Genomic DNA, 23,712 nt, shown 5'->3' on the forward strand with positions numbered 1-23,712 from the left:
TCGGAGATCGTCTCTCCGAGGCATCCGCCCTCTCTGCTTCTCGGGGTCAGCCCGGGTGCGTCATCGACAGCAGGTCGAGCTTCTCGTCGAGCTGCTCGAGGGTGAGCTCGCCGCGCTCGACGTAGCCCAGGGCGATCACTGCGTCGCGCACAGTGATGCCTTCGGCGACCGAGTACTTCGCGATCTTCGCCGCTGCCTCGTAGCCGATGAGCTTGTTGAGAGGGGTGACGATCGAGGGCGACATGCCTGCGAAGGCGGCCGCACGTTCGAGGTTGGCCTCGAGGCCGTCGATGGTCTTGTCTGCGAGGACGCGCGAGGCGTTCGCGAGCAGGCGGATGGACTCAAGCAGTGCGGTGCCCATGACGGGGATCGCGACGTTGAGCTCGAAGGATCCGGATGCTCCGGCCCACGCGACCGTCGCGTCGTTGCCGATGACACGTGCGCACACCATGAGCACGGCCTCGGGGACGACCGGGTTGACCTTGCCCGGCATGATCGAGGAGCCCGGCTGCAGGTCGGGGATGTGCAGTTCGCCGAGACCGGTGTTGGGGCCCGAGCCCATCCAGCGCAGGTCGTTGTTGATCTTGGTCAGCGAGACGGCGATCGTGCGCAGCGCGCCGGATGCCTCGACGAGACCGTCGCGGTTGGCCTGTGCCTCGAAGTGGTCCTTCGCCTCGGTGATCGGCAGCTCGGTCTCGGCGGCGAGCAGCGCGATGACCTTCTGCGGGAAGCCGAGCGGGGTGTTGATGCCGGTGCCGACGGCGGTGCCGCCGAGCGGGACCTCCGCGACACGGGGGAGAGCCGACTGCACACGCTCGATGCCGAGACGGACCTGACGGGCATAGCCGCCGAACTCCTGGCCGAGGGTGACGGGGGTGGCGTCCATGAGGTGCGTACGGCCCGACTTCACGGCCGTCTTCCAGAGCTCCGCCTTCGCCTCGAGCGCGACCGCGAGGTGGTCGAGTGAGGGGATGAGCGTGTCGATGAGCGACTGCGTCACCGCGATGTGCACCGAGGTCGGGAAGACGTCGTTCGACGACTGCGATGCGTTGACGTGGTCGTTCGGGTGCACGGGGGCGCCCAGGCGACGGGTCGCGAGGGTGGCGAGCACCTCGTTCATGTTCATGTTCGAGGACGTGCCCGAACCCGTCTGGTACGTGTCGACCGGGAACTCACCGTCGTGGATGCCCGTGGCGACCTCGTCCGCCGCGCCGGCGATGGCGTCCGCGATGGCGCCGTCGAGCGTGCCGAGCTCCTTGTTCGCGAGAGCAGCCGCCTTCTTGATCCGTGCCAGGGCTGCGATCTGCGTCGACTCCAGCCCGGTTCCCGAGATCGGGAAGTTCTCCACGGCACGCTGCGTCTGCGCGCTGTAGAGCGCGTTCACGGGAACGCGCACCTCGCCCATCGTGTCGTGCTCAATGCGGTACTCGGTGTCGGTCATTCCGATCCCTTCTTCGTGTCGGGGGTGTTCCCCTCCGAGTCGATGCCGACCGTGACGACGGGCACCGCGGTGCCCTCGGCCAGACGATAGTTCGCGCCGACGATGCCCAGGCGGCCTTCGGCGACGGCGTTGCTGATGAGTTCAGAGGACTGCAGCAGGTCGTGCACCGTGTTGCGCAGGTGCTCCGCGCCGACGAGTTCGGCGTCGATCTCGTCGACCGTGGTGCCACCGGTCTCGGCAAGGACCTTGCGGGCCGCCGGGACGATCGGGGCGACGAGCTTCCAGATGTGCGGCGGAAGGGGAGCGGCGTCGATCGCCGTCCCGTCGATCGCTGCCTTCACCGCACCGCAGGAGTCGTGGGCGAGAACGACGATGAGCGGAACCTCCAGGACTGCGACCGCGTACTCCAGGCTCGCGACGATCGACTCGCCGATGACCTGGCCGGCGTTCCGGACGACGAAGAGATCACCGAGCCCGAGATCGAAGATGATCTCGGCGGCGAGGCGCGAATCCGAGCAGCCGAAAAGTGTGGCGACCGGGTGCTGCGCGGCAGCCAGCGTGCGGCGGCGGGCGACATCCTGGTTCGGGTGCATCGGGGAGTCGGCGACGAAACGTCGGTTGCCCTCCTGCATCTGGGTCCAAGCGGCCGTGGGGCTGAGCGGGTGCGTCATGGGGTCTCCGAGAGGGCGCGAATCTGCGCGGTGAGGGTTGCGGCAAGCTCCGCCGTCGAATCGGCGGAACGCGAACCGTAGAGGAGCACGTAGTCAGGACCGGCCTGCGTGCCGATCGCGTAGGTGACATTGGCCTGGCCGCGGTCGCCGATGGGGTACACGTCCCAGGTGAGTCCGTCGATGGTGATCGTGTCCTTCGCGGCGATGCCGTTCAGACGCTGCGGCGCCCACGAGGAGTCGGAGTCAAAGGCCTGCGCAATGCGGATGAACCCGGACTCGTTCTCGGCGGACGGGGCGAGCGTGATATCCCAGACAGCAGGTGATCCGCCTTCGAGCTCGGCCTTGTTCACACGCCAGAAGTCGCCGAGGTCGGGGACGATCGCGGGGCTCCCCACAGTGGATTCGACGTTCGCCGCGATCGCGGACACATCGATCTCAGGAGCGGCGACGCGTTCGCCGCGCGGCACCATCAGCACGATGATCAGCACCATGCCGAGGGTCACGAGGATCGCGGCGAGCAGGCTGCGGATCGTTTGACTGGAGCGGTACGCCTTGGTCGCGGCTGCCTTGCGGTCGGCGGTCTCCTGAGGCGTCTCGGGGCGACCGAGCTCGGCGACGATCGGTGCTGACTTCGGGGTGCGGCTCATGAGGAGCTCACCGCCGAATCGCGGGCGGCGTCAAGGCGGCGCTTCGCGCCCAGGAGCCACTGTTCGCAGCGCTCAGCGAGTGCTTCGCCGCGTTCCCACAGGGCGAGAGACTGCTCGAGCGTGGGTGCGCCCTGCTCGAGCTCGGCGACGACGCGAACGAGTTCGTCGCGCGCCTGCTCGAAGGAAAGAGCGGATGCGTCGGAAGGGGTGCTCGCCGGAACGGCAGCGCCCGGCACGGATTCATCGCTCGGCACGGTCACACCAGCTATCTTACCGGCGGCCATCGACATCGCCGCCGCCCGCTTCCGCGGTGAGGTCCCCCTCGGACGTGGCGCGGAACGAACCATGTTCGACCGTCACGGTGACGGCGGTACCCGCGGGAGCATCCGCCGAATCGCGCAGGATCGCGCCATCCGCGCGCTGCGCGATCGCATACCCCCGAGCCAGCGTCGCCGCGGGGGAGAGAGCGCGCAGCGATGCGCGCAGCTCGGCCGTGCGACGACTGCCGCCTTCGATCACACGGGTCAGCGCATCGCGGCTCCGGGCCGACAGCAGGAAGATCTCCTGTGCGCGCTGCTCGATGATCGGCTCCGGCGAGCGCAGCACCGGCCGGGAGCGCAGCTGGTCCAGCTGGGCGATGTCGTGCGCGATCCGCTGCGACAGACGAGTCGTCGCGCGTGAGCGCAGCTGGGCGATCAGGGCGCGTTGCTCGCCGACATCCGGCACCACGCGTTTCGCGGCATCTGTGGGCGTTGATGCCCGCAGGTCGGCGACGTCATCGAGCAGCGGGTGGTCGTTCTCGTGTCCGATCGCGCTCACGATCGGGGTGGATGCCGCCGCGACGGCACGCACGAGCCGTTCATCGCTGAACCCCAGGAGGGTCTGCGGGTCGCCGCCGCCGCGGGCGATGATGATGACGTCGACGTCAGGGTCTGCGTCGAGCTTCGCGAGCGCGGCGAGCGTCTCCGGGACGCAGCGGTCGCCCTGGACCGCGGCGTACTCGGTGCGGAAGCGCACCTGAGGCCAGCGCAGTTCGGAATTGCGATGGACGTCTTTCTCGGCGTCGGACTTCTCGCCCGTGATGAGCCCGATGACGTGGGGGAGGAAGGGCAGTGGCCGCTTGCGGGCTGGGTCGAACAGTCCCTCGCGCCGCAGGTCGGCGCGCAGCTTCTCCAGGCGCTCCAGCTGATCGCCGAGTCCGACGTGCTTCATCGCGGAGACGGTGAAGCTGAAATCGCCGGCCTTGACGAAGTAGTCGGCCTTGACCGCCGCGACGACGTGGTCGCCGATTCCGAGGTCGGAGGGGATACGCCCGCGGACGCTCGACCAGACGCGGATCGAGATCGTGGCATCCGATTGCGTGTCTTTCAGCCGGGCGAAGACGGCGCCGGCGCGCACGTTCCAGGACGTGATCTCGCCCTCGACCCACACCGTGTTCCATCGGCTCACGAAGTCGCGGATCGTGCCGTTGAGGCGGGCGACCGACGTCGGTGCCTCCGCGGTGGAATCACGGGGCGCGACGGAATCTGCCGGCGGAGCCTCGCCTGCGATCGATTCGGGTTCGAAAGTCGTCACCGCGCGAGCCTTTCTGCTGATCTGCCGGGGATGGATGCTGCGCGCGGACTCCGCCTCTGTACAGGTGGGCGCAGATACACTCGAAGAGTGACTTCTACAGCTGTTTCGCTTCCTCTCCCGCGCGTTCCTCGTGTTCGAGGAGCGGCGGCACCGAAGCGCCTTCAGGATAACCCGGTGGTCGGACAGAAGCGGGTGCTGCTGGCAGCCCCCCGTGGCTACTGCGCGGGTGTCGACCGCGCAGTCGTCGCCGTCGAGAAGGCTCTCCAGCGCTATGGCGCTCCGGTCTACGTGCGTAAGCAGATCGTGCACAACATCCACGTCGTCACCGAGCTCGAAGCGCAGGGTGCGATCTTCGTCGAGGAGGTCGACGAGGTTCCCGAGGGTGCCCACGTGGTCTTCAGCGCGCACGGCGTCTCACCTGCCGTCGTCAGCGCGGCAGCAGATCGCGGCCTGCACGCGATCGATGCGACCTGCCCGCTCGTCACGAAGGTGCACCGAGAGGCGGTCCGCTTCGCCCGCGATGACTTCGAGATCCTGCTGATCGGACACGAGGGGCATGAAGAGGTCGAGGGCACTGCCGGCGAGGCTCCGGATCACGTCACGATCGTGAATTCGCCCGACGAGGCCGACACCGTCCAGGTGAAGGACCCGTCGAAGGTCGTTTGGCTGTCGCAGACGACGCTGTCGGTGGACGAGACGATGGAGACCGTGAACCGCCTGCGCGAGCGGTTCCCTGATCTGCAGAATCCGCCGTCCGACGACATCTGCTACGCCACGCAGAACCGTCAGGTCGCCATCAAGAAGGTCGCAGTCGACGCGGACCTGGTGATCGTCGTCGGCTCGGCCAACTCCTCGAACAGCGTGCGTCTGGTCGAAGTGGCGCTGGAGTACGGAGCGAAAGCGGCCTATCGTGTGGACTATGCGGAGGAGATCCAGCAGGACTGGCTCGACGGCGTGGCCACGGTGGGCGTGACCAGCGGCGCCTCGGTGCCCGAGGTGCTCGTCGAAGAGGTGTTGGAGGCCCTGGCCGGTGCCGGCTATGGCGATGTCTCCGAAGTGCGCACCGCCGAGGAGGACCTGATCTTCTCCCTTCCCAAGGAACTGCGTCAGAACCAGGCCGGAGACGATCGACCACTGGGTGGGCGGATCACCCGGTGAGCGCGCGCGAGACGGAGGCCGCGACCCTGATCGGGTCAGTACAGCGTGCGCTCCGTCTCGTGGAAATCGTCGCGAACTCGGCACGGCCGATTCCCGTCAAGGCTCTCGCCACGGCGACGTCCTTGACTCCCGGCACCACCTACAACCTCACCCGCACCCTCATCCATGAGGGGTACCTGCAGGCGCAGCCCGACGGGCTCATCCTCGGACCGCGCTTTCCGAGCCTGTACGAGGGGCGGGACACGCGCGGGGTCTTTCTCGCGCGGGTGAGGGCCGCGCTCAACATCATCACGGATGAGATCGGCGCGACCGCGTACCTGTCGCGCTTCGACGACGGTGAGGTGCATCTGATCGACGTCGTCGATGCTGCGCACGACCCCCGTGTGGAGTTCTGGGTGGGCATGGAAGACAGTGCGCATGCGACGGCTCTCGGCAAGCAGATCCTCTCCGTGGTGCCGGAAGGCGAGCGTCTGGACTATCTGTCGCGGCATCCGCTCGCCGAGCTCACCCCGCGTACCGTGAGCGATCGCCGACTCCTGCTTGCGCAACTCGACCACTCGAAGGACTGGGTCGTGGAGCAGGGCGAGTACTCCATCGGCACCACCTGTCTCGCAGTTCCGGTCATCGCGCCTGGTATCACCGCGTCGCTGGCCATCTCTCTACGTGAAGACCGCCGACCGGTGGACCCCGAGATCATCGCGAAGCTGCAGGCGGTCGCGCGGACCCTGGCGTTCGAGCTGGGTGCCACACAGCTGTAGGGCGCGCCGGTGTTCACTATCTGAATTAACGCCCTCCCCATCTTTGGTCGGAGCCGATATCTTTAGAGTGGCGGTTGGTATACCATCGCCGAGACACACAGCGCAGGCGTCCCCAGCGTCAGCGCTCCCGCCCCGAGGCGTCCCCAACCCTCGGGGCATCATCGTGTCGGCGCGGGCTTCTGGGCGGCCGCACAGCGCTCTCTCGCTACGATGAGCCGGTGTCTGATTCCCGACCGCAGTACGGCGAGTACGCAACCCCTGAAGAGCAGAGCCGGCGTGCAGGGCGGGACCTCGCGCCCGCGGCGCCCGAGGTCGTTCAGCCGCCGGTTCCGCATGCGGTGGCACCTTCGTCGTCGCAGGTGTCGGCACCACGCAGGCGTCCGTTCGACCGGTTGCTGACGATCATGCTCCTCGCCTACGGGCTGGTGACGGTGATCATGTCTGCGATCTCCTATCTCGACGTCGCGAGCGTCATGAACGAGAGCATGCGGATGCTCGGCATCGACGGCGAGTTCACGAACTACGCGCAGGGCAAGATCTGGGGTGTTGTGGCCGGAGTCGTGCTGATCGTTGGATGGATGCTCACCGCCGCGGTGTCGGTGATGCGTCTGCGTAGTGGTCGCCTCACCTGGTGGGTGCCGGTTGCCGGCGCTGTCGTCTTCACACTGCTCGCCGCCGCCGCGCTGACGGTGCCGATGTTCGGCGACCCCGCGTTCGCGGACTATCTCTCGCGCGCTGCGGGAAGCTGACAGACACGCCAAGGTAGCGCGGGGGACCACGGGTAGCCTCGAAGGATGCCAGCCGAACATGTCGCCTTCCATGTCGTTTACGTCTCGATCGAATCTGCCGCAGGCGATGCCACCGCGACAGCCGCGAGAATCCTGCGCGACGAGCGCGTTCTCGCGGGCGTGCGTGCCGCCGACGGCGCCAATGCACTGGCGCTGATCCCCGTCACGGAAGACGGCACCGTGATCGCGCTGGACGCTGAGGACCGTCTGCGCTTCGACCTGTCAGACAGGCGCCTGCGCGAGGCCTTCGCAGCGGAAGGGATCGTCCTCCGTCTGGGCGTGGACGCGCGGGCCGACGAGCCCGGCGACGGAGGGCCGCTGTCTCCGGATCCGAGCGACAACTTTGACGATTTCGCAAGCACGGAGCATGTTCCTGCGCACCCTCTGGGGGAACCTGAACCGGTCCGCGTCGCCGAGTTCTCACGCCGCAGCGCCTGGGCGGCGCGGATCACGGCGCAACTCATCGGCGTCCCTGTGCACTACCGCGAGTCCGGCACCTGGTCGCTCTATCGGTATGCCACGGACCGCGCGCACATGGCACTCTCGGGCAGCCGCGCGGACGGCGCGATCATCGAGCTCAATGTTCCGCAGCGCGGGACGATGCAGTACGACGAAGCGTGGGTCGAGGTGACTTCTCCTGCCTCACCTACGGCGATGTTCTGGCCGAACAGTCAGCGCCTCACGCGTCCCGTGCTTGATATGTCGACGATCGAGGTGCCCGAGAGTGCTGAGCTCTACCGGCGCATGCTCGTCGAAGCCGACGGCACTCAGGACGAGCTCGCTGGCCTCGGAAGCGCCGTGGGCGTGGATCGGGATGCGGCGCTGCGCGCCTGCACTCCCGAGGCGATCGGCGGTGTGCAGGGCGATGTGGAGCGGCTGCGCAACTTCCTCACGGCCTTCGGCGTCCCTTCCGAGCTCATCGATGCGGCGCTCGCCGAGGAACCCGGGGGAGAGGTCTTCACCGGCCGTGGGTGGGGACAGGCGATCGGGGGCCTCCTGCTGAGCGGCTGGAGCGAGACTGTGCCGCTCACCCGCAGACAGCGTCCCCTCGTTCGCGCCGCACGTTGGGTGCGCCAGCGGCCACTCCTGGGAGCAGCGATCAGCACGAGCGAGCTCGCCGGTGGTGTCGCGCTGACGCGATCGCGCTCGAAGGTGGCTCGAGGGTTCGGCGTGGTGCTTGTGATCGATGCGCTCATCGACCTTGTCATCTGGGCGGCGCGCATGCGACGCCGCTGAGTCTGTATCGCGTCGTTCTGCACGAAAGAAGACGGATGCCCCGCTCCTGAGCTCAGGAGCGGGGCATCCGTCTTCGTGGTGAGCGAACTCAGCTCTTGGACTGGCCGTACGAGCCCAGCTGCTTCGTCGACTCGACGATGCGAGCGGCCATCGCGGTCTCGGCGACCTTGCCCCAGGCGCGGGGGTCGTAGAGCTTCTTGTTGCCGACCTCGCCGTCGACCTTCAGGACGCCGTCGTAGTTCTTGAACATGTAGTCGGCGATCGCACGCGTGTAGGCGTACTGCGTGTCGGTGTCGATGTTCATCTTGATGACACCGTTCGCGACGGCGAGAGCGATCTCTTCGTCAGTCGAACCCGAACCGCCGTGGAAGACGAGGTCAAGGGGCTTCGGGCCGGTGCCGTACTTCGCGGCGACCTCTGCCTGGATCTCGCCCAGGAGCTCCGGGCGCAGCTTGACGCCACCGGGCTTGTAGACGCCGTGCACGTTGCCGAAGGTGAGAGCGGCGATGTAGCGGCCCTGCTCGCCGAGGCCCAGAGCCTGAACGGCCTGGTCGACGTCAGCGAAGGTCGTGTACAGGGCGTCGTTCGAACCCTCGTGCGCAACGCCGTCTTCCTCGCCGCCGACGACACCGATCTCGACCTCGAGGATCGCGTTGATGTTCTTCATGCGGGGGAGCAGCGTCTGCGCGATCTCGATGTTCTCAGCGAGGGGAACGGCCGAGCCATCCCACATGTGCGACTGGAAGATCGGGTTGCGGCCCGCCTTGACCTCTTCCTCGGAGGCGGCGATGAGCGGCTCGACGAAGCCAGCCAGCGCGTCCTTCGGGCAGTGGTCGGTGTGCAGGGCCACCGTGATGGGGTAGTTCTTGGCGACCTCGGTCGCGTAGCGCGCGAAGGCGAGAGCGCCGGTTGCGCGCGCCTTGACGGTGTGGCCGGCGAAGTAGTCGGCGCCACCGGTCGTGACCTGGATGATGCCGTCGGATCCGGCCTCGGTCAGTCCCTGGAGGACGGAGTTGATCGTCTGCGAGCTGGAGACGTTGAACGCGGGGTAGGCGAAACCGCCGGCCTTCGCGCGGTCGAGCATCTCTGCGTACTGATCCGGGGTTGCAACGGGCATGGAATCTCCTGTGCTGAGAAGCGGGGGTCAACCCCCACTCTACCGGCGCAGAATTGCGGGTTTCACGGGGTTGATCGCAAGGAGGCGGGGCAAGATCTTCGCGCCTGGCAAGAATCGCGATTCCTTCGTCGATTGTGAGCGGAAAACGTCCGGTCTCTGCGCATGAGTCGCCTAGTCTGGCGGCATGGTGAGTCTGACGGCCGATCTGAGCCCCCTGCGTCCTGACCGTAATCTCGCGCTCGAACTCGTGCGCGCGACGGAGGCCGCGGCCATCCGCGCCGTTCCCTTCATCGGTCGCGGCGCCAAGGAGGCCGCAGATGGCGCTGCCGTCGACGCGATGCGTGCTTTCCTCGGCACCGTGGACTTCGACGGCCAGGTCGTGATCGGCGAGGGCGAGAAGGACGACGCTCCCATGCTCTTCAACGGCGAGAAGGTCGGCACCGGGCGAGGCCCCGCGTGCGACATCGCGGTGGATCCGATCGACGGCACGTCGCTGACGGCCGCGGGCCGACAGAATGCCCTTTCTGTGATTGCGGTCTCGGACCGTGGCACGATGCTCGACGCATCCAGCGTCTTCTACATGGACAAGCTGGTCACCGGCCCCGCCGGTGTCGGTGTGGTCGACATCCGTCTGCCGATCGGTGAGAACATCCGCCGTCTTGCTGCAGCACTGGAGAAGCCGGTCGACGAGATCGTCGTCTCGGTGCTCAATCGTCCGCGCCACGAGCAGCTGATCCAGGAGATTCGGGATGCCGGTGCCGGAACCCGTCTGATGTCCGATGGTGATGTCGCCGGCGGGATCAACGCGGCGCGCCATGGCGCTCGCACCGACATGTGCGTGGGGATCGGCGGCAGCCCGGAGGGCATCGTGACGGCCTGTGCGATCAAGGCGCTGGGCGGGCACATCCAGGGCCGTCTCTGGCCTCGCGATGATGATGAGCGCCAGCGGGGGATCGACGCGGGGCTCGATCTGGACAAGGTCTACGAGGCCGATGACCTCGTCCGCGGGAACAACACCATCTTCGTGGCGACGGGTGTCACCGACGGTCAGCTCGTCGCGGGTGTGCGCCGCGAGAACGGATACGTCTACACCGAGAGCGTGGTGCTGCGCGGTGCATCGGGAACTCTTCGTCGTGTGAACTCGGAGCACCTCGTCTCGAAGTGGCTCTGAGCGGCGCCGGCGGGCTCGTTTCGTTACGGAGTCGGAATTCCGATCCGCAGGCTTCAGGACCTATTCAGCCGCGTCCCTGGCACAATGGAACGGATCTATCACGACAGTGATGCCCGCCCAGGGGTGTCGCGAGAGGGGTGCGCGGAATGGCTTCGGAGAACATCTACCGTCAGACCAACATCAGCGACACCGGTACCGTCACGGTGATCGAGATGGACGCCGCCCGCCGCACCGATGTGCTGTTCCGCGTGCGCCGTGATGAGGGGCACGAGGTCAACGCCTGGTGGCTGATCGGCGCCTTCGTCGCGTTCTCGTCGGCGGTCGTGATGCTGCTGAGCTTCATGCCGGGTGGTGCCTGAGGCCTGAGAAGTCGTCGTTGCGCTCTGCTCGGCGACGTGCTGTTCTCTGCTCAGCGACTCAGCGTCACACCTCGCGGGCTTCGGTGACCTCCGCGTCATCCAGGCGCAGGCGCACATCGCCGATCTCGGCGTGGAGATCGTAGAGGTCGTCGCTCTCGATGGCGTCGAGAACCTCGACATCGCGGAGTCTGCGTTCGACGGCGCGCGTGCGACGGCCTGCTTCTGAGACGGTGTTCTGCGCGGTCTGCAGCTGCTTCCCGAGCTTCTCCCACACCTGCCCGTATTTCTGGAACTCCACCTTCGCCGCGCTCAGGACCTTCCAGACCTCACTGCTGCGCTTCTCGATCGCGAGCGTCCGGAAACCCATCTGGAGGCTGTTCAGCAGCGTCATCAGCACGGAGGGGCCGGCGACGGTGATGTGGAACTCGTTCTGCAGCCGGCTCGTGAGCCCGGGGCGCCGCACGACCTCGGCGAAGAGGCCCTCGGTCGGCAGATACATGATGGCGAAGTCGGTGCTGTAGGGCGGTTCGACGTACTTGTCAGCGATGAGTTTTGCCTGCGCCAGGATCACACGTTCGATGTTCTTGCTCTGGACGTCGATCTCGTTCTTGTCGCCGCGCTCCTGCGCCTCCAGCAGGCGCTCGTAGTCCTCCTGGGGGAACTTCGAGTCGATCGGGAGCCAGACCGGCTGGTCGTCGTCGCGCCCGGGGAGGCGGATCGCGAACTCCACGCGCTCCGACGAACTCGGGCGCACCGCCACGTTCTCGGCATACTGCTCGGGCGAGAGCATGTCTTCCAGCTGCCGGGAGAGCTGCACCTCGCCCCAGCTGCCGCGATTCTTCACGTTCGTGAGCACACGCTTGAGCCCGCCGACGTCAGAGGCGAGCGTCTGCATCTCGCCGAGCCCCTTCTGCACCTGCTCAAGGCGGTCGCTGACCAGGGCGAAGGACTCTCCCAGACGCTTCTCAAGGGTGCCTTGCAGCTTCTCATCGACGGTCTCGCGCATCTTCTCGAGCTTGGCCTCATTGCCGTTGCGCATCTTCTCGAGTTCGTCGCGCAGCAGGGTCTGCATCTCGCTGTGCCGAACGGCGTTCGTCTCGGTGAGCGCGTGGATGCGTTCGAGCATCCCGGTGAGCGCGTGGGACAGTGACTCCTGCAGCGCGCGCTGCTCTTCCCGCCGGGCGACGCGGTCGCGCTCCTGTGACTCGGCCTGCACCTGCGCCTGACCCATGACGCGCTGGTCGAGCAGGCTCTGCCCCGTCATGATGGTCTCTTTCAGCTCCATGCGCTGCGCACTCAGCTCTGCCCGCGTCTCCGCGCCGAGGGAGTCCCCTCCGGCGGTCGTGCCGGCGGAGACCTGGCGGCGCAAAGCGATCACGAGAACGAGCACCACGATCAGCAGGATCACCGTGGTGATCCCCAGCAGGGTCGTCAGCGTTTCCATGGAGCCTCCTTCAGTCGGCGGGAATCGCGCTGTGGCCTGAGCGTAGCGGGGGCCACAGACATCGCCGGGAGGGCGCCGACGGACTCAGCGCGCGGCGTACTCGTCGAGGATCGCGCGCATGCTCGCAAGGCCGAACTGATCGGCGGTCGCGGCTGCCGTGTGCATGCCCGCGTTCTGGTCGGCGCCTGCGTCCAGCAGCATCCGCAGGAGCTCTTCGTTACGCCGGAAGACCGCGCAGGTCACGGCCGTCTGACCGTTGGCGTTGACGATGTCGAGCGCGGCGCCACGGTGGATCAGGTCGGCAACGGTGGCGGTCTGCTCCGCGTAGGTGGCGACGATCAGCATGGTGTCGCCCCGCGGGTTCTGCACATCGATCGGCACGCCCGCGTCGATCATCTCGCCCAGCGGTTCTGTGCGACCCTGGCGGGCGAGGTCGAAGGTGCCCTCGATGACCTCAAGAGAGAGTGCGGAGTCGTCAGCGAGGCTCGTCATGATTCCATTGTGGCGCGTGCAGCCGGAGATGCGAGCTCAGGCGACGGCTTTTCGAACCTCGTCAACGGGCGAACCGGTGACGGTGATACGGAGCATCTGCGCGAGCTCATAGATGTCTGTTGCGTCGAGGCGAGCCGCGGCGTCGATGGCGATCTGCGCGCAGGCGCGCGCATCCGCCAGCGCATCGTGATGCGCGAAATCGCCGAAGCCAGCCGCAGCGGCCGCAACCGGCAGACGATAAGAGTCCAGCGAATAGGTCTTTCGCGCCACCTGCAGGGTGCACAGGGAGCGATAGGGCGGAAGGGTGTCGCCGGTGACCTCCGACGCGGTGCGCAGCACCTTCATATCGAAGCTCGCGTTGTGAGCGACGAGGACGTCGGCGCCTGCGAAGGCGCAGAGCCGATCGAGCTGCTCACTCCAGGTCGGGGCATCGGCGACCTGGTGGGGTTCGATGCCGTGGATGCGTACGTTCCACTCCTGGAACTCGTCGTGCCCCGCGGGTGGGCGGATGAGCCATCCGGCCGACGCCACCACCTGGCCGCCACGAACGCGAACGAGGCCGACGGAGCACGCAGATGCGGGGGAGGAGTTCGCCGTCTCGAAGTCAATAGCGGTGAAGTCCAGGGGCACGTACCTACCTTCTCTCGCGCTCTCCTGACCGGCGCGCAGGCACGCCGTAGGCTGGTCCCATGACTGATGAGCGCGCAACGTCCTTCGGTTCCCAGGCCCGCAGCTACGAGGCGGGCCGGCCGGAGTATCCGTTCGCGGCGGTGGCGTGGATGCTCGAGACGCTGCCGGCAGGCGCGAGCCGCGTCGCCGATGTCGGTGCGGGAACGGGGAAGCTGACGCGTGCACTCGTCGGCGCCCCGAGCGCGGAGATCGTGGCGATCGATCCCGATCCCGCGATGCTTGAGAGCCTCCGCCTCAACGTGCCCGGTGTGCCCACCTTCATCGGAACCGCGGAGCAGCTGCCGTTGCCGGATGCCTCTCTGGACGCGGTCGTGCTCGGACAGGCGTGGCACTGGGTCGAGCCGGTCGCAGGGTCTCGCGAGGTCGGCAGAGTCGTGCGTCCCGGTGGGACGCTCGGGCTGATCTGGAACATCCGCGACGAGAGCGTCGAGTGGGTGACCCGCCTCACCGAGATCATGCATGCCAGCAGTGCGGAGGAGACCCTCGCCGATGGTGGTCCGGCGGTGCATGCGCCGTTCGGCCCGCTGGAAGAGAGCGAATGGCCATGGACGCGCACGATGACCCGTGCGCAGCTGCACAGCATGGCCACCTCTCGGAGCTATGTGATCACGGCCTCGGAAGAAGAGCGCACGCGGATTCGGCGAGAGATGAACGCGCTGTTCGACGATCTCGGAATCGACGCGGAGGGCACGATCGAGCTGCCCTATGTGACTCGGGCGTTCCGCGCGACGCGTCTCTGAGGGCGCGGCGGACCCGGCCTGGCGAGCGGAGAGCCGTTGATCGGGCGGCATCCGCGTAGACTTGCACCCCGTGGCTCTTACTATCGGAATCGTCGGCCTGCCCAACGTCGGCAAGTCCACCCTTTTCAACGCTCTGACCAAGAACAACGTGCTCGCGGCGAACTACCCGTTCGCGACGATCGAGCCGAACGTCGGGGTCGTGAACCTGCCCGACGAGCGACTGAAGACGCTCGCCGAGATCTTCGGCAGCGAGCGCATCCTCCCGGCGTCCGTGTCGTTCGTCGACATCGCGGGCATCGTGCGTGGCGCGAGCGAGGGGGAGGGCCTGGGCAACCAGTTCCTTGCCAACATCCGTGAGGCCGATGCGATCGCGCAGGTCGTGCGCGGCTTCGTCGACGACGATGTCGTGCACGTGGATGGTGCGGTCAACCCGAAGAACGACCTCGAGACGATCAACGCCGAGTTGATGCTCGCTGACCTGCAGACCATCGAGAAGGCGCTTCCGCGCTACGAGAAGGAGGTCAAGCGCAAGACTCTCGACCCCTCCGTGCTCGAGGCTGCGACCGCAGCTAAGGATGCACTTGAGCGTGGCGAGCTGCTTTCGCAGACCGGTCTCGATCTGGCGCCGATCCGCGAGCTGGGCCTCCTTACCGCGAAGCCCTACATCTACGTGTTCAACGTGGACGAGTCGGTGCTGACGGATGCTTCGCGCAAGGCCGAGCTGGAGGCGCTGGTCGCACCCGCCCAGGCGGTCTTCCTCGATGCGAAGATCGAGTCCGAGCTGATCGACCTCGACCCCGAAGACGCCGCCGAGCTCCTCGAGGCGACGGGGCAGACCGAGTCCGGTCTTGACCAGCTGGCACGCATCGGCTTCGCGACCCTCGGCCTGCAGACCTACCTCACCGCCGGACCCAAAGAGTCGCGCGCATGGACCATCCCGCAGGGCGCCAAGGCTCCGCAGGCCGCGGGCGTCATCCACACGGACTTCGAGAAGGGCTTCATCAAGGCGGAGGTCATCTCGTTCGCAGACCTCGTCGAGACCGGCTCCGTCGTCGAAGCTCGCGCCAAGGGCAAGGCCCGCCTCGAAGGCAAGGACTACGTCATGCAGGACGGCGATGTCGTGGAGTTCCGCTTCAACGTCTGAGCGTTCTGCGGTTCACCGACTCCTAGCGTCTGTACTCTCTTCGCAAGTGATCTTTGCGAACGGAGCGCATGTACGAGGAACGTCACCCCGACTCGCGTGTGCTGGAGTGTGTCTGGCAGGCGCGGGCGACGCGAGATGAGCGCTACCTCGTCCCGGCGGTCGAGTACTGGGATCTGTGGTTCGCCCGCGAGCCGGATGGGGAGACTCTCGCCGGCCTGACGGGCCCAACCCTGGGACACCGTTGGATCCGCTCGACGGTCGGTGAACACAGCTGGGGAATCCAGCTGAAGGCTCACATGGTCCTGCCCGGAGTGAGCAAGGAGCTCCTGCGAGGCGGGGAGCAGCGCCTCGTTGTCGAGGACGGGCACGTCACGTTGGGGCAGCATGTCGTGCCGTTCCCAGAGTTCGAGGATCTCGAGAGCTTCGCACATCGTCTCCTGGAGCTTGACGTGCTGCGCGACGACGACGACGTCCGCGGATGCTCTCCGGCGATGACGCGGGCTACTCGGAGAGGCACCGTCAGCGCCGGGTGCGGGCCGTGACAGGGCTCACGCGCAAGCAGATCGAGCAGCTGTCGCGAGCGCGTGCAGCGTTCAGCCTGCTGCTGCAGGGCGTGCCGCCGACCGAATGCGCTGCGCGCTGCGGGTTCGCGGACCAGGCTCACCTGACGCGTTCGCTGCGCGCTTTCCACGGACAGACGCCCGCCCAGGTGCTGTCGGGCCGATGATGGCGGAATTGTTCAAGACGGTGACGTTCGCTCAGTGATGAACTGAGGACATCGCACCCTTACCGAGTATTGGAGCAAACGATGTCCGCACCCGCCGTCCCAGCCGCCCCCGAGGGCTACGCAACCGTCAATCCGTTTATCATCACGACCGGCGCCGATGAGTTGACCCGGTTTGTGATCGAGGTCTTCGATGGTGAGGAGCGCGCAGAGGCCCGCACGATCGATGAGGACGGACTGCTGCTGCAGGCCGAGGTGCGCGTCGGCACGACCACCATCATGCTCGCCGAGCGCAAGCCGGACTGGCCGTTCACGCCAAGCCTGCTCCAGGTGTACGTCGATGACCTCGACGTGGTGCTCGAGCGCGCCCTTGCACGCGGGGCACGCCTGGTCACGAAGCCCACAGACTTCTTCGGCACGCAGTTCGCCCGGGTGCAGGATTCGAGCGCGAACCTCTGGTGGATCTGGCAACACCGTGATGCGGCCTGGGACGCCGATGACGAGGAGAGCGAGTGGACGGCAGAGGGCGTCGATCAGGGATGGGGTGAGGTCTCGCCTGAGCTCGCTTACATCCACGACACGTTGCTCGAGGCGATGACCGCACTGCGCGACCCCAGAGCCTGAGCAGCGCGTCGTCGACAAGTGCGGGGGAGAAGTAGGGGGCCGTCGAAGCAGCGACCGCTTCAACGTCTGAGCGGTGTCGGGCAGGAGCCTAGAGTGGAATCGTGACCCGCACTCCCGAAGAACCCGCATCCGTTCCCGTCGAACTTCCTCTTGAGAAGCGGCTGGCGGTGGCCGTCGAGCGCTACGGCGAGGCGAACGTTGTCGAGCGTGCGCTCTCCCTGCTCGCGGGAAACTACGAGGGCGAGGACTTCCTGCTCTTCGTCGGCGGCGAGCACGCGCAGGGCATCCTGGACGGCGCGCCGGTGCTCTACTGGCCCGAGCTCTGGGGTGCGCGTGCGCTTCTCTACGTCTGGGACGAATCGGCAGCCCCGGCCATCATCGAGACGTTGAGTAACCCTGCATGGCGTGTCCGAGAGATGGGAGCCCGCGTGGCCGCTGCTCGCGAGCTGCCCGCGGCATCCGCTCTCGCCGGACTGCTCGGAGACCAGGTTCCCCGCGTGCGCGCGGCCGCGGCACGAGCGCTGGGCGCTCTCGGCACCGCCGATGAGATGGCCAGCATTCGCCGGCTGCTGAAAGACCCGGAGATTGAGGTACGCCGCGCCGCGCAGCAGAGCCTCGATGCTCTTCGTGGGCGCTTCCCGAAGCCCTGAGCGCTACTCTTGGCCTGGTCGCCTGCGCCCGAGCTTGATCTCGGATCGCTGACGCTTTCCCTCAAGTCGTCGACGTTGCGACCCCTTCGTCGGACGCGTCGCGCGTCGCGTGATCGGCGGCACGACCGCGTCGCGGAGCAGATCGGCGAGGCGCTGTCTAGCCGCCGCTCTGTTCTGTCGTTGCGAGCGCTGCTCCGCGGCACTGATGGTGATCACCGTGCCGGAGAGTCTCGTCGCCAGGCGGTCGACGGCTCTTGCACGCTGCGTCTCGGTGAGCGCCGTGGTCGTCGCCAGATCGAGGCTGAGCTGCACGCGCGAATCGGTGGTGTTGACGCCCTGCCCGCCGGGCCCGGATGCATGGGAGAACCGTTCGACCAGCTCGCTCGCGGGCACGGTGAAGCCATGCGGCGCCCCAGGGCCCGGAGGTACATGCAGGTCTGGCATGTGTTCAGTCTGCCGCAGTGGGCACGCTCGTCGCGGAGCAGTCGGGTTGTGCCGCGACTGACAGGATAGAAGAATGACCGCAACGCTCGTCGCCAAGGGCCTGGCTGGGGGCTACGGCCACCGCACCCTCTTCGATTCCCTTGATCTGACGGTCGCTCCCGGTGACGTCGTTGGAGTCGTGGGAGCGAACGGTGCGGGCAAGTCGACGCTGCTCCGCCTGCTTGCCGGCATCGACGAGCCCCAGGCAGGCACGATCTCGTTGGCCCCCACAGACGCATTCGTCGGCTGGCTTCCGCAGGAGCACGAGCGCGTCGAAGGTGAGACGGTCGTCGAGTACATCGCGCGTCGCACCGGGTGCGCGCAGGCGACGAGCGACATGGATGCCGCGGCAGCCGCGCTGGGGGATCCTTCGCTGTCGAAGGTCCCGGGCGCAGATCCGGCCGACATATATTCCGCGGCCCTCGAGCGCTGGCTAGCAAGTGGCGCCGCAGACCTTGATGAGCGCGTTCCCGCGGTGCTTGCTGACCTCGGACTCGAGGTCGAGGGTGCAGCACTGATGACGTCGCTTTCGGGTGGGCAGACGGCCCGCGTCGGTCTCGCAGCGCTCCTGCTCTCACGCTTCGACATCGTGCTGCTCGATGAGCCGACGAACGACCTCGATCTCGACGGTCTCGAGCGTCTCGAATCCTTTGTGCGGGGCCTCCGCGGCGGTGTCGTGCTGGTCAGTCATGATCGCGAGTTCCTCGCACGCTGCGTGACCCGCGTGCTCGAACTCGATCTGGCGCAGAACTCCAACCGTGTGTACGGCGGTGGCTACGACGCCTATCTCGAGGAGCGCGCGACCCGGCGTCGCCAGCAACGCGAGAAGTATGACGAGTTCGCCGACAAGAAGGCCGATCTCGTCGCACGTGCGAGAACGCAGCGCGAGTGGTCGAGTCAGGGCGTGCGCAACGCCATGCGGAAGGCACCCGACAACGACAAGATCAAACGCAAGGCATCCGCGGAATCCAGCGAGAAGCAGGCACAGAAGGTGCGCCAGATGGAGAGCCGCATCGCACGTCTTGAAGAGGTCGAAGAACCGCGCAAAGAGTGGCAGCTCGAGTTCGCGATCGGTTCTGCGCCGCGCTCGAGCTCGGTTGTCTCCACGCTCAGCTCCGCCGTCTTCCGGCAAGGCAACTTCACGCTTGGGCCGGTGTCGCTGCAGGTGAATGCGGGGGAGCGCATCGGCATCACGGGGCCGAACGGGGCGGGTAAGTCGACGCTGCTGCGGGCGCTGCTGGGCACGCAGCATCCCGATGAGGGAAGCGCCAGCCTCGGTGCCAGCGTGCAGATCGGAGAAATCGATCAGGCGCGCTCGCTGCTGGTCGGCTCCACGTCTCTCGCCGACACATTCGAGGCGATCGTTGGCGACATGACCTCGGGCGACGTGCGCACACTGCTGGCGAAATTCGGCCTCAAAGCCGACCATGTCGGTCGGCCGGTCGAAGAGCTCTCGCCGGGGGAGCGCACGCGCGCCGGCCTCGCTCTGCTGCAGGCACGCGGCATCAACCTGCTGGTGCTCGACGAACCGACGAACCACCTCGATCTGCCTGCGATCGAGCAGCTCGAGCAGGCGCTGGAATCGTACGAGGGAACGCTGCTGCTCGTGACACACGACCGGCGGATGCTCGCTGCCGTGCAGACAGATCGCCACTGGCGCGTGAACGCCGGGAAGGTTTCGGAGCTGTAGTCGTGTCAGACCCTGTGGAGTTCATTCGCTCTGCCGCCCTCGGGACGCGGATGACGGTGCGTACCCGCATCGAGGGTGGGTACACCGACGCCGTCGGCTACCTGCGTGAGCGCGACGACCAGCACTGTCTGATCGAGACACGTCGCGGCCTGGTGACGATCGCGTTGGCGGACGTGCACCTCGCGAAAGAGGTGCCGCCTCCGCCGCCACGGCGCGCCCCACGCGCTATGCCACGATAGGGGAGTGGCTGTTCATCTCCTCACCGGCGCAGGGTCCGGAATCGGTGCTCTTGTCGCGAAACGCTTGCACGCACGGGGCGACGAGCTTGTGCTTCTTGCCCGGGATGCGGGTCGCGCCCGTTCGCTGGCAGAGCAGTTTCCGGGCGCGCAGACCCTTGTCGGAGACCTCTCCGAGCCGGGGCGCCTCTCGTGGGCGCTCTCGCACCAGAGCCTTCCCGCACGGCTTGACAGCCTCGTGCATGTCGCAGGGATCGTCGATCTGGGAGCAGTCGCGGATACGCCGGTGAACTTCTGGGAGTCTCAGCTCGCCGTGAACCTCGTCGGGCCGGCGGAACTCACCCGTCTCCTGCTGCCCCAGCTGCGTCTCACGCGCGGGCAGGTGCTGTTCGTCAACTCCGGTGCCGGGTTGCGCACCTCAGCAGGATGGTCCGCGTACGCGGCATCCAAGCACGGTCTGCGCGCGCTGGCTGATGGGCTGCGCGCAGAGGAGGCCGAGCACGGCATCCGCGTCGGCACGATCTATCCGAGCCGCACCGCCACTCCCATGCAGGAGCGCGTGTTCCAGCAAGAAGGTCGCGAGTACACCACAGCAGGATTGATTGATCCGGATGTCGCCGCGACCACGATCCTGGCGATGCTCGATCTCCCGCGCGGCGCGCAGCTGACGGATGTGACATTGCGCGCAGAGTGAGCGTGCCCGTCTTCGTTCGCGGGGCGCGATCTAGCGCAGGCGCATCCCCGTGGTCGGAGCAGTGTCTACGAACCCGAGCTGTTCGTACAGTCGGCGACCAGGGGGATCCGCAAGGAGCGTGATGTACGGGTCCGCCGGTGCGGTGTCATGGATCCGTGCGATGAGGGTGTCCATCACAGCCCGACCGAGTCCCATCCGCTGATGGTCCGGATGCGTCGCGATGTCGGCGATGTGGAAGTACCACCCTCCGTCCCCGATCACGCGGCCCATCGCGACGACCTGGGCGGTGGAGCGTTCGCGGATGTGGCAGAAAAACCAGGTGCCGGCGATCGCGGCAGCTCCCTGTTCAACCGTCTTGGGTGAGAGTCCTGCACTCGTGCGCAGCGCGACATAGGCATCCACGGGCGGTGCGTCGTGGATCATTTCGTACCGGTCGGCGAGAGTCATGGAGAACATTGTTCCAGCCGTGCAGACGATGCGTCCCCTTCCGGCCGCGCACCGAGCGCTCGCGTGTCCGACCCCCGCCCTACGATGAAGGCAACTCATCCTCAGGAGGTTCACCCGTGGCTCACCCTCAGCATCATGCCCTCAGCTACGTCGAGTTCGGCGTGGACGATCTGGCCGCGACGCAGGCCTTCTACGAAGCCGCGTTCGGCTGGAAGTTCAATGACTACGGCCCGACATACCGAGGGATCCAGGCTCCCGACGGCGTAGGCGAGGTCGGCGGCTTGGATGCCGGTGCGCAGCCCGGTCAGGGGCCGCTGGTCCTGCTCTTCTCGACGGATCTGGATGCCACTGTCGACGCGGTTCGCACCGCAGGGGGAGTCATCGTCGCCGGGCCCTACGAGTTCCCTGGCGGCCGACGCTTCGAGTTCGAAGACCCGAGCGGCAATCGACTGGGCGTCTTCGCAGAGGCGTGACGACCCACATCCCTCACCCGTCGTGGCGGGCTGTCTCCAGGTCTGCCAGTGACCGTGCTCGCGCCCGTTCACGTTCCATGACGGCGACGGCGACGCACAGGAGTACGGCGGTGCCGGCGACAGTGAACACGGGTGCGATGGCGCACAGCAGGACTCCTACTGCGCAGACGAGGAAGATCGCGGATGCTGCGCCCGACACCTGCCCGCGCAGCAGCACAGCCCAGGCCATGACCATGTAGACCGCCACGGGGATCGTGAAGGCCAGGGACGCCGTCGCGACGGTGAGACGCTCAGCCTCTCCGGTAAGCAGGTCGAGTTCGACCTCGATTCCCGCAGATACAGCGCCGATCGCCGCGAAGATGAGGTAGTGCGCGTATCCGAAGGCGAAGCCGCGGGAGTTGCGCGTGAGGCGTTCGCCCTGCGCCCGGGAGAAGTAGACCCACCACAGTGCGGCGGCCGTCACGATGCCGGCGACGGCGAGACCGATCAGGCCGTCGACACGGGCTTCGCCGTTGCGTGCGCCGATGATCGAGTTGGCAGAGGCGAGCAGGCTTTCGCCGAGCAGGATGAGCGTGAACAGACTGAATCGTTCCGCGATGTGGTGCGGATGCCATGGTGTGCGCCGCGCGTGCTCCGCCCACAGCGGTACGAGCAACTCCAAGGCCACCATGATCCAGAAGGTCCAGAATTGTACGGGGGCGTCGAGCAGCAGGCGGGCCAGCCACAGCACCTGCACGATCGCGATCCCGGCGGCGTATCGCAGCGCGATGGACCTGTTCTCGGGGTCGGACAGCGCGAGCCGCAGCCACTGTGTCATGAGGGCCAGTCGCATGATGACGTAGCCCCAGGTCACGGTCGTCCAGTCGCCCTCCGTCATCGCATCGTGGACCCCTGCCGCCAGTACGAGCACGCCGGCCATCTGCGCGATGGTCGTCACGCGATACAGCCAGTCATCCGTGTCGAACGCCGAGGCGAACCAGGTGAAGTTCATCCAGGCCCACCAGATCGCGAAGAACACCATCGCGTACGACAGCGTCGTCTCGGCGGCGTGCCCCTCCGCGATGCCGTGGTGCAGACTCTGCGAGGCCTGCGAGACCGCGACCACGAAGACGAGGTCGAAGAACAGCTCCAGGGGGCTTGCGACGCGGTGCGATTGGCGCGGGTCCCGCCCCGACATGCGGATCAGGCCGATGCGGTGCAGCAAGTCTGTGGTCATGGCGTCCTCACGCAAGCGTCTGGGTCAGGGAACGGATGCTGCGCGTCATGCGCACACGCCCGAGTGCGCCGTTCACGATGGGCATGAACGGCTGCACATGCCCGCACTCGACGTCGCCGATGAGCGGCACACCGAGTCCGCCGAGTGCATCGAGAATGGCCTCGCGCTGGGTCATGTACTCGGTGTCGGGAGCGCGAGTCCGCCCGATGAGGACGGCGTTCGCGCGGTCGAAGAAGCCGGCGAGCCGCATTCCATGCAAGGCGCGGCACGTGGTGAGCGCATCCTTGCTCGACGCCTCGACGTACACGATGAGCCCCTCGGGGGCATGCCCTTCCACGAACGACGGCACATCGCCATAGGGGGTTCCTGCGACGTTGCACAGGGTGTCGATGCATCCGCCGATCAGCCGGCCCGTCACATCCACGTCGTGGGTGCCGCCATCGAACCGTGTCCACGTTCCCTCGGTGTCCAGGGTCATCTCCTCGACGTCGGGGTGGGTCAGATAGTTGTCCCAGCCGACGGCCCGGAATCGCCCCGGAGGCGTCTGTGTGAAGCTCCCGCCCTCCGGCAGCGCCGTGATGTCCTCCCAGCCGAGGAGGCCGTCGGGCACACGGTAGGGGGTGTCCATCAGATTGTTGCCGTGCACCGTGGCGACGCCGGTCAGGAGGGTGAACGGCGTCAGCAGTGTGGAGATGTCGGAGAATCCGACGAACCACGTGGGCTCTGCCGCGATTATGACCTCCCAGTCCAGGAGTGGAAGGAGGTCGATTGCCGTCACTCCACCCCACGGCGGGACGACGGCACGGATGCCCGGATTCGTCAGGAACATCTGGAGTTCGCGGGCGCGTTCGGGCGCCGGTGCACTCACATGGCGCGTGCCATCCATGCAGGAACCGACGACGACGTCGAATCCGCGGTCGCGAAGCCCGGCGATCGCGAACTCCAGCCGTGCGCGTTCGGTATCCGTCACCCCACTGGAGGGCGAGGTGACGGCGATCGTGTCACCCGGAGCAAGCGGTGCGGGATAGCGGATGGGCACGGAAC

Annotated in this window: 29 protein-coding genes; 16 read left to right on the top strand and 13 right to left on the bottom strand. The window is 66.9% G+C overall.

The features are described from left to right. Positions 1–46: 46 nt before the first annotated feature. Genes AC1REM_RS09055 through xseA form a run of 5 tightly spaced genes read right to left on the bottom strand, consistent with a single transcriptional unit; the run spans position 47 to position 4,334 of the window. Positions 47–1,441: a class II fumarate hydratase gene (locus AC1REM_RS09055; protein WP_204939510.1), complete on the bottom strand. Its 1,395-nt coding sequence runs from the start codon at positions 1,439–1,441 to the stop codon at positions 47–49. Then, the gene (locus AC1REM_RS09060; RefSeq protein ID WP_204939511.1) at positions 1,438–2,112 is read right to left on the bottom strand and encodes a carbonic anhydrase; all 675 of its coding nucleotides are present in this window, start codon (positions 2,110–2,112) and stop codon (positions 1,438–1,440) included. Before AC1REM_RS09060 ends, AC1REM_RS09055 begins: the two co-directional genes overlap by 4 nt. Continuing rightward, positions 2,109–2,759 (bottom strand): DUF4245 family protein, encoded by a 651-nt coding sequence (locus AC1REM_RS09065; protein WP_492514322.1) that lies wholly within the window; start codon positions 2,757–2,759, stop codon positions 2,109–2,111. Before AC1REM_RS09065 ends, AC1REM_RS09060 begins: the two co-directional genes overlap by 4 nt. Next, complete coding sequence (locus AC1REM_RS09070; protein WP_378789534.1) at positions 2,756–3,013, bottom strand: exodeoxyribonuclease VII small subunit; 258 nt, start codon at positions 3,011–3,013, stop codon at positions 2,756–2,758. The genes AC1REM_RS09065 and AC1REM_RS09070 overlap by 4 nt, the downstream gene beginning before the upstream one ends. A gap of 16 nt (positions 3,014–3,029) precedes the next feature. Then, on the bottom strand, positions 3,030–4,334 hold the full coding sequence (gene xseA / locus AC1REM_RS09075; protein WP_492514323.1) for an exodeoxyribonuclease VII large subunit: 1,305 nt from the start codon (positions 4,332–4,334) through the stop codon (positions 3,030–3,032). Positions 4,335–4,508: 174 nt separating this feature from the next. On the opposite strand from xseA, the gene AC1REM_RS09080 reads away from it, so the two are divergent. The 4 genes from AC1REM_RS09080 to AC1REM_RS09095 all read left to right on the top strand — a co-directional run bounded on the left by AC1REM_RS09080 (position 4,509) and on the right by AC1REM_RS09095 (position 8,274). Beyond that, on the top strand, positions 4,509–5,492 hold the full coding sequence (locus tag AC1REM_RS09080; RefSeq protein WP_492514324.1) for a 4-hydroxy-3-methylbut-2-enyl diphosphate reductase: 984 nt from the start codon (positions 4,509–4,511) through the stop codon (positions 5,490–5,492). Further along, positions 5,489–6,250, top strand: coding sequence for an IclR family transcriptional regulator (locus AC1REM_RS09085; protein ID WP_492514325.1), 762 nt, complete (start codon positions 5,489–5,491; stop codon positions 6,248–6,250). Before AC1REM_RS09080 ends, AC1REM_RS09085 begins: the two co-directional genes overlap by 4 nt. 218 nt (positions 6,251–6,468) lie before the next feature. Further along, positions 6,469–6,999, top strand: a complete 531-nt coding sequence (locus AC1REM_RS09090; protein WP_492514326.1) for a DUF6264 family protein — start codon at positions 6,469–6,471, stop codon at positions 6,997–6,999. A 45-nt stretch (positions 7,000–7,044) separates the two neighbouring features. Further along, a complete protein-coding gene (locus tag AC1REM_RS09095) occupies positions 7,045–8,274 on the top strand; it encodes a hypothetical protein (protein WP_492514327.1) in 1,230 nt (409 codons plus the stop codon). A gap of 88 nt (positions 8,275–8,362) precedes the next feature. Here AC1REM_RS09095 and fbaA read toward each other — a convergent pair whose 3' ends face one another. Continuing rightward, positions 8,363–9,391 (bottom strand): class II fructose-bisphosphate aldolase, encoded by a 1,029-nt coding sequence (fbaA, locus tag AC1REM_RS09100; protein WP_204939519.1) that lies wholly within the window; start codon positions 9,389–9,391, stop codon positions 8,363–8,365. Positions 9,392–9,575: 184 nt separating this feature from the next. On the opposite strand from fbaA, the gene glpX reads away from it, so the two are divergent. Together glpX and AC1REM_RS09110 are read left to right on the top strand one after the other, a co-directional pair. Continuing rightward, on the top strand, positions 9,576–10,562 hold the full coding sequence (gene glpX, locus AC1REM_RS09105; protein WP_492514328.1) for a class II fructose-bisphosphatase: 987 nt from the start codon (positions 9,576–9,578) through the stop codon (positions 10,560–10,562). A 146-nt stretch (positions 10,563–10,708) separates the two neighbouring features. Further along, positions 10,709–10,921 (top strand): UDP-N-acetylmuramyl pentapeptide phosphotransferase, encoded by a 213-nt coding sequence (locus tag AC1REM_RS09110; protein WP_204939521.1) that lies wholly within the window; start codon positions 10,709–10,711, stop codon positions 10,919–10,921. A 64-nt stretch (positions 10,922–10,985) separates the two neighbouring features. On the opposite strand, the gene AC1REM_RS09115 is transcribed toward AC1REM_RS09110, so the two are convergent. From AC1REM_RS09115 to AC1REM_RS09125, 3 genes are all read right to left on the bottom strand, one after another. Next, a complete protein-coding gene (locus tag AC1REM_RS09115) occupies positions 10,986–12,365 on the bottom strand; it encodes a DNA recombination protein RmuC (RefSeq protein WP_492514329.1) in 1,380 nt (459 codons plus the stop codon). 84 nt (positions 12,366–12,449) lie between these two features. Next, positions 12,450–12,857, bottom strand: a complete 408-nt coding sequence (locus AC1REM_RS09120; RefSeq protein WP_492514330.1) for an ankyrin repeat domain-containing protein — start codon at positions 12,855–12,857, stop codon at positions 12,450–12,452. Between the two features lie 36 nt (positions 12,858–12,893). Further along, entirely contained in the window at positions 12,894–13,487 is a 594-nt protein-coding gene (locus AC1REM_RS09125; RefSeq protein WP_492514331.1) for a 3'-5' exonuclease, read from the bottom strand. Positions 13,488–13,546: 59 nt separating this feature from the next. On the opposite strand from AC1REM_RS09125, the gene AC1REM_RS09130 reads away from it, so the two are divergent. The 6 genes from AC1REM_RS09130 to AC1REM_RS09155 all read left to right on the top strand — a co-directional run bounded on the left by AC1REM_RS09130 (position 13,547) and on the right by AC1REM_RS09155 (position 17,429). Further along, positions 13,547–14,287 (top strand): class I SAM-dependent methyltransferase, encoded by a 741-nt coding sequence (locus AC1REM_RS09130; RefSeq protein WP_492514332.1) that lies wholly within the window; start codon positions 13,547–13,549, stop codon positions 14,285–14,287. Positions 14,288–14,357: 70 nt separating this feature from the next. Continuing rightward, complete coding sequence (gene ychF / locus AC1REM_RS09135) at positions 14,358–15,431, top strand: redox-regulated ATPase YchF (protein ID WP_204939526.1); 1,074 nt, start codon at positions 14,358–14,360, stop codon at positions 15,429–15,431. 68 nt (positions 15,432–15,499) lie between these two features. Further along, positions 15,500–15,973 (top strand): hypothetical protein, encoded by a 474-nt coding sequence (locus tag AC1REM_RS09140; RefSeq protein WP_492514333.1) that lies wholly within the window; start codon positions 15,500–15,502, stop codon positions 15,971–15,973. Further along, on the top strand, positions 15,970–16,158 hold the full coding sequence (locus AC1REM_RS09145) for a helix-turn-helix domain-containing protein (RefSeq protein ID WP_492514334.1): 189 nt from the start codon (positions 15,970–15,972) through the stop codon (positions 16,156–16,158). The genes AC1REM_RS09140 and AC1REM_RS09145 overlap by 4 nt, the downstream gene beginning before the upstream one ends. An 81-nt stretch (positions 16,159–16,239) precedes the next feature. Further along, the gene (locus AC1REM_RS09150; RefSeq protein WP_492514335.1) at positions 16,240–16,779 is read left to right on the top strand and encodes a VOC family protein; all 540 of its coding nucleotides are present in this window, start codon (positions 16,240–16,242) and stop codon (positions 16,777–16,779) included. Between the two features lie 101 nt (positions 16,780–16,880). Then, positions 16,881–17,429, top strand: coding sequence for a HEAT repeat domain-containing protein (locus AC1REM_RS09155; RefSeq protein WP_492514336.1), 549 nt, complete (start codon positions 16,881–16,883; stop codon positions 17,427–17,429). A gap of 3 nt (positions 17,430–17,432) precedes the next feature. Here the strand turns inward: AC1REM_RS09155 and arfB are convergent, their stop codons facing one another. After that, positions 17,433–17,873: an alternative ribosome rescue aminoacyl-tRNA hydrolase ArfB gene (gene arfB / locus AC1REM_RS09160; protein WP_492514337.1), complete on the bottom strand. Its 441-nt coding sequence runs from the start codon at positions 17,871–17,873 to the stop codon at positions 17,433–17,435. A 73-nt stretch (positions 17,874–17,946) separates the two neighbouring features. Between arfB and AC1REM_RS09165 the strand changes: the two genes are divergently transcribed. The 3 genes from AC1REM_RS09165 to AC1REM_RS09175 are packed head-to-tail and all read left to right on the top strand — an operon-like array spanning position 17,947 to position 20,532. Next, entirely contained in the window at positions 17,947–19,602 is a 1,656-nt protein-coding gene (locus AC1REM_RS09165; protein ID WP_492514338.1) for an ABC-F family ATP-binding cassette domain-containing protein, read from the top strand. 2 nt (positions 19,603–19,604) lie between these two features. After that, the gene (locus AC1REM_RS09170; protein WP_492514339.1) at positions 19,605–19,841 is read left to right on the top strand and encodes a putative acetyltransferase; all 237 of its coding nucleotides are present in this window, start codon (positions 19,605–19,607) and stop codon (positions 19,839–19,841) included. Positions 19,842–19,845: 4 nt separating this feature from the next. After that, positions 19,846–20,532: an SDR family oxidoreductase gene (locus AC1REM_RS09175; protein WP_492514340.1), complete on the top strand. Its 687-nt coding sequence runs from the start codon at positions 19,846–19,848 to the stop codon at positions 20,530–20,532. Between the two features lie 30 nt (positions 20,533–20,562). Here the strand turns inward: AC1REM_RS09175 and AC1REM_RS09180 are convergent, their stop codons facing one another. Then, positions 20,563–20,979 (bottom strand): GNAT family N-acetyltransferase, encoded by a 417-nt coding sequence (locus AC1REM_RS09180; protein WP_492514341.1) that lies wholly within the window; start codon positions 20,977–20,979, stop codon positions 20,563–20,565. A gap of 116 nt (positions 20,980–21,095) precedes the next feature. Between AC1REM_RS09180 and AC1REM_RS09185 the strand changes: the two genes are divergently transcribed. Continuing rightward, positions 21,096–21,452 (top strand): VOC family protein, encoded by a 357-nt coding sequence (locus tag AC1REM_RS09185; protein ID WP_492514342.1) that lies wholly within the window; start codon positions 21,096–21,098, stop codon positions 21,450–21,452. A gap of 13 nt (positions 21,453–21,465) precedes the next feature. Here AC1REM_RS09185 and AC1REM_RS09190 read toward each other — a convergent pair whose 3' ends face one another. Further along, positions 21,466–22,668 carry a low temperature requirement protein A gene (locus AC1REM_RS09190; protein WP_492514343.1) on the bottom strand — a complete coding sequence of 401 codons (1,203 nt, stop codon included), beginning with the start codon at positions 22,666–22,668 and terminating at the stop codon, positions 21,466–21,468. Between the two features lie 7 nt (positions 22,669–22,675). Further along, positions 22,676–23,707: a S66 family peptidase gene (locus tag AC1REM_RS09195; protein WP_492514344.1), complete on the bottom strand. Its 1,032-nt coding sequence runs from the start codon at positions 23,705–23,707 to the stop codon at positions 22,676–22,678. Positions 23,708–23,712: the final 5 nt, after the last annotated feature.

The organism is Microbacterium sp. GW823-FHT02G05 (assembly GCF_058797175.1).

Coding starts and splice junctions, on each gene's coding strand:
- AC1REM_RS09120 (WP_492514330.1), bottom strand. CDS start 12,857: ATGACGAGCCTCGCTGACGACTCCGCACTCTCTCTTGAGGTCATCGAG.
- AC1REM_RS09165 (WP_492514338.1), top strand. CDS start 17,947: ATGACCGCAACGCTCGTCGCCAAGGGCCTGGCTGGGGGCTACGGCCAC.
- AC1REM_RS09180 (WP_492514341.1), bottom strand. CDS start 20,979: ATGACTCTCGCCGACCGGTACGAAATGATCCACGACGCACCGCCCGTG.
- AC1REM_RS09150 (WP_492514335.1), top strand. CDS start 16,240: ATGTCCGCACCCGCCGTCCCAGCCGCCCCCGAGGGCTACGCAACCGTC.
- fbaA (WP_204939519.1), bottom strand. CDS start 9,391: ATGCCCGTTGCAACCCCGGATCAGTACGCAGAGATGCTCGACCGCGCG.
- glpX (WP_492514328.1), top strand. CDS start 9,576: ATGGTGAGTCTGACGGCCGATCTGAGCCCCCTGCGTCCTGACCGTAAT.
- arfB (WP_492514337.1), bottom strand. CDS start 17,873: ATGCCAGACCTGCATGTACCTCCGGGCCCTGGGGCGCCGCATGGCTTC.
- AC1REM_RS09055 (WP_204939510.1), bottom strand. CDS start 1,441: ATGACCGACACCGAGTACCGCATTGAGCACGACACGATGGGCGAGGTG.
- AC1REM_RS09060 (WP_204939511.1), bottom strand. CDS start 2,112: ATGACGCACCCGCTCAGCCCCACGGCCGCTTGGACCCAGATGCAGGAG.
- AC1REM_RS09115 (WP_492514329.1), bottom strand. CDS start 12,365: ATGGAAACGCTGACGACCCTGCTGGGGATCACCACGGTGATCCTGCTG.
- AC1REM_RS09140 (WP_492514333.1), top strand. CDS start 15,500: ATGTACGAGGAACGTCACCCCGACTCGCGTGTGCTGGAGTGTGTCTGG.
- AC1REM_RS09190 (WP_492514343.1), bottom strand. CDS start 22,668: ATGACCACAGACTTGCTGCACCGCATCGGCCTGATCCGCATGTCGGGG.
- AC1REM_RS09130 (WP_492514332.1), top strand. CDS start 13,547: ATGACTGATGAGCGCGCAACGTCCTTCGGTTCCCAGGCCCGCAGCTAC.
- AC1REM_RS09065 (WP_492514322.1), bottom strand. CDS start 2,759: ATGAGCCGCACCCCGAAGTCAGCACCGATCGTCGCCGAGCTCGGTCGC.
- AC1REM_RS09110 (WP_204939521.1), top strand. CDS start 10,709: ATGGCTTCGGAGAACATCTACCGTCAGACCAACATCAGCGACACCGGT.
- AC1REM_RS09095 (WP_492514327.1), top strand. CDS start 7,045: ATGCCAGCCGAACATGTCGCCTTCCATGTCGTTTACGTCTCGATCGAA.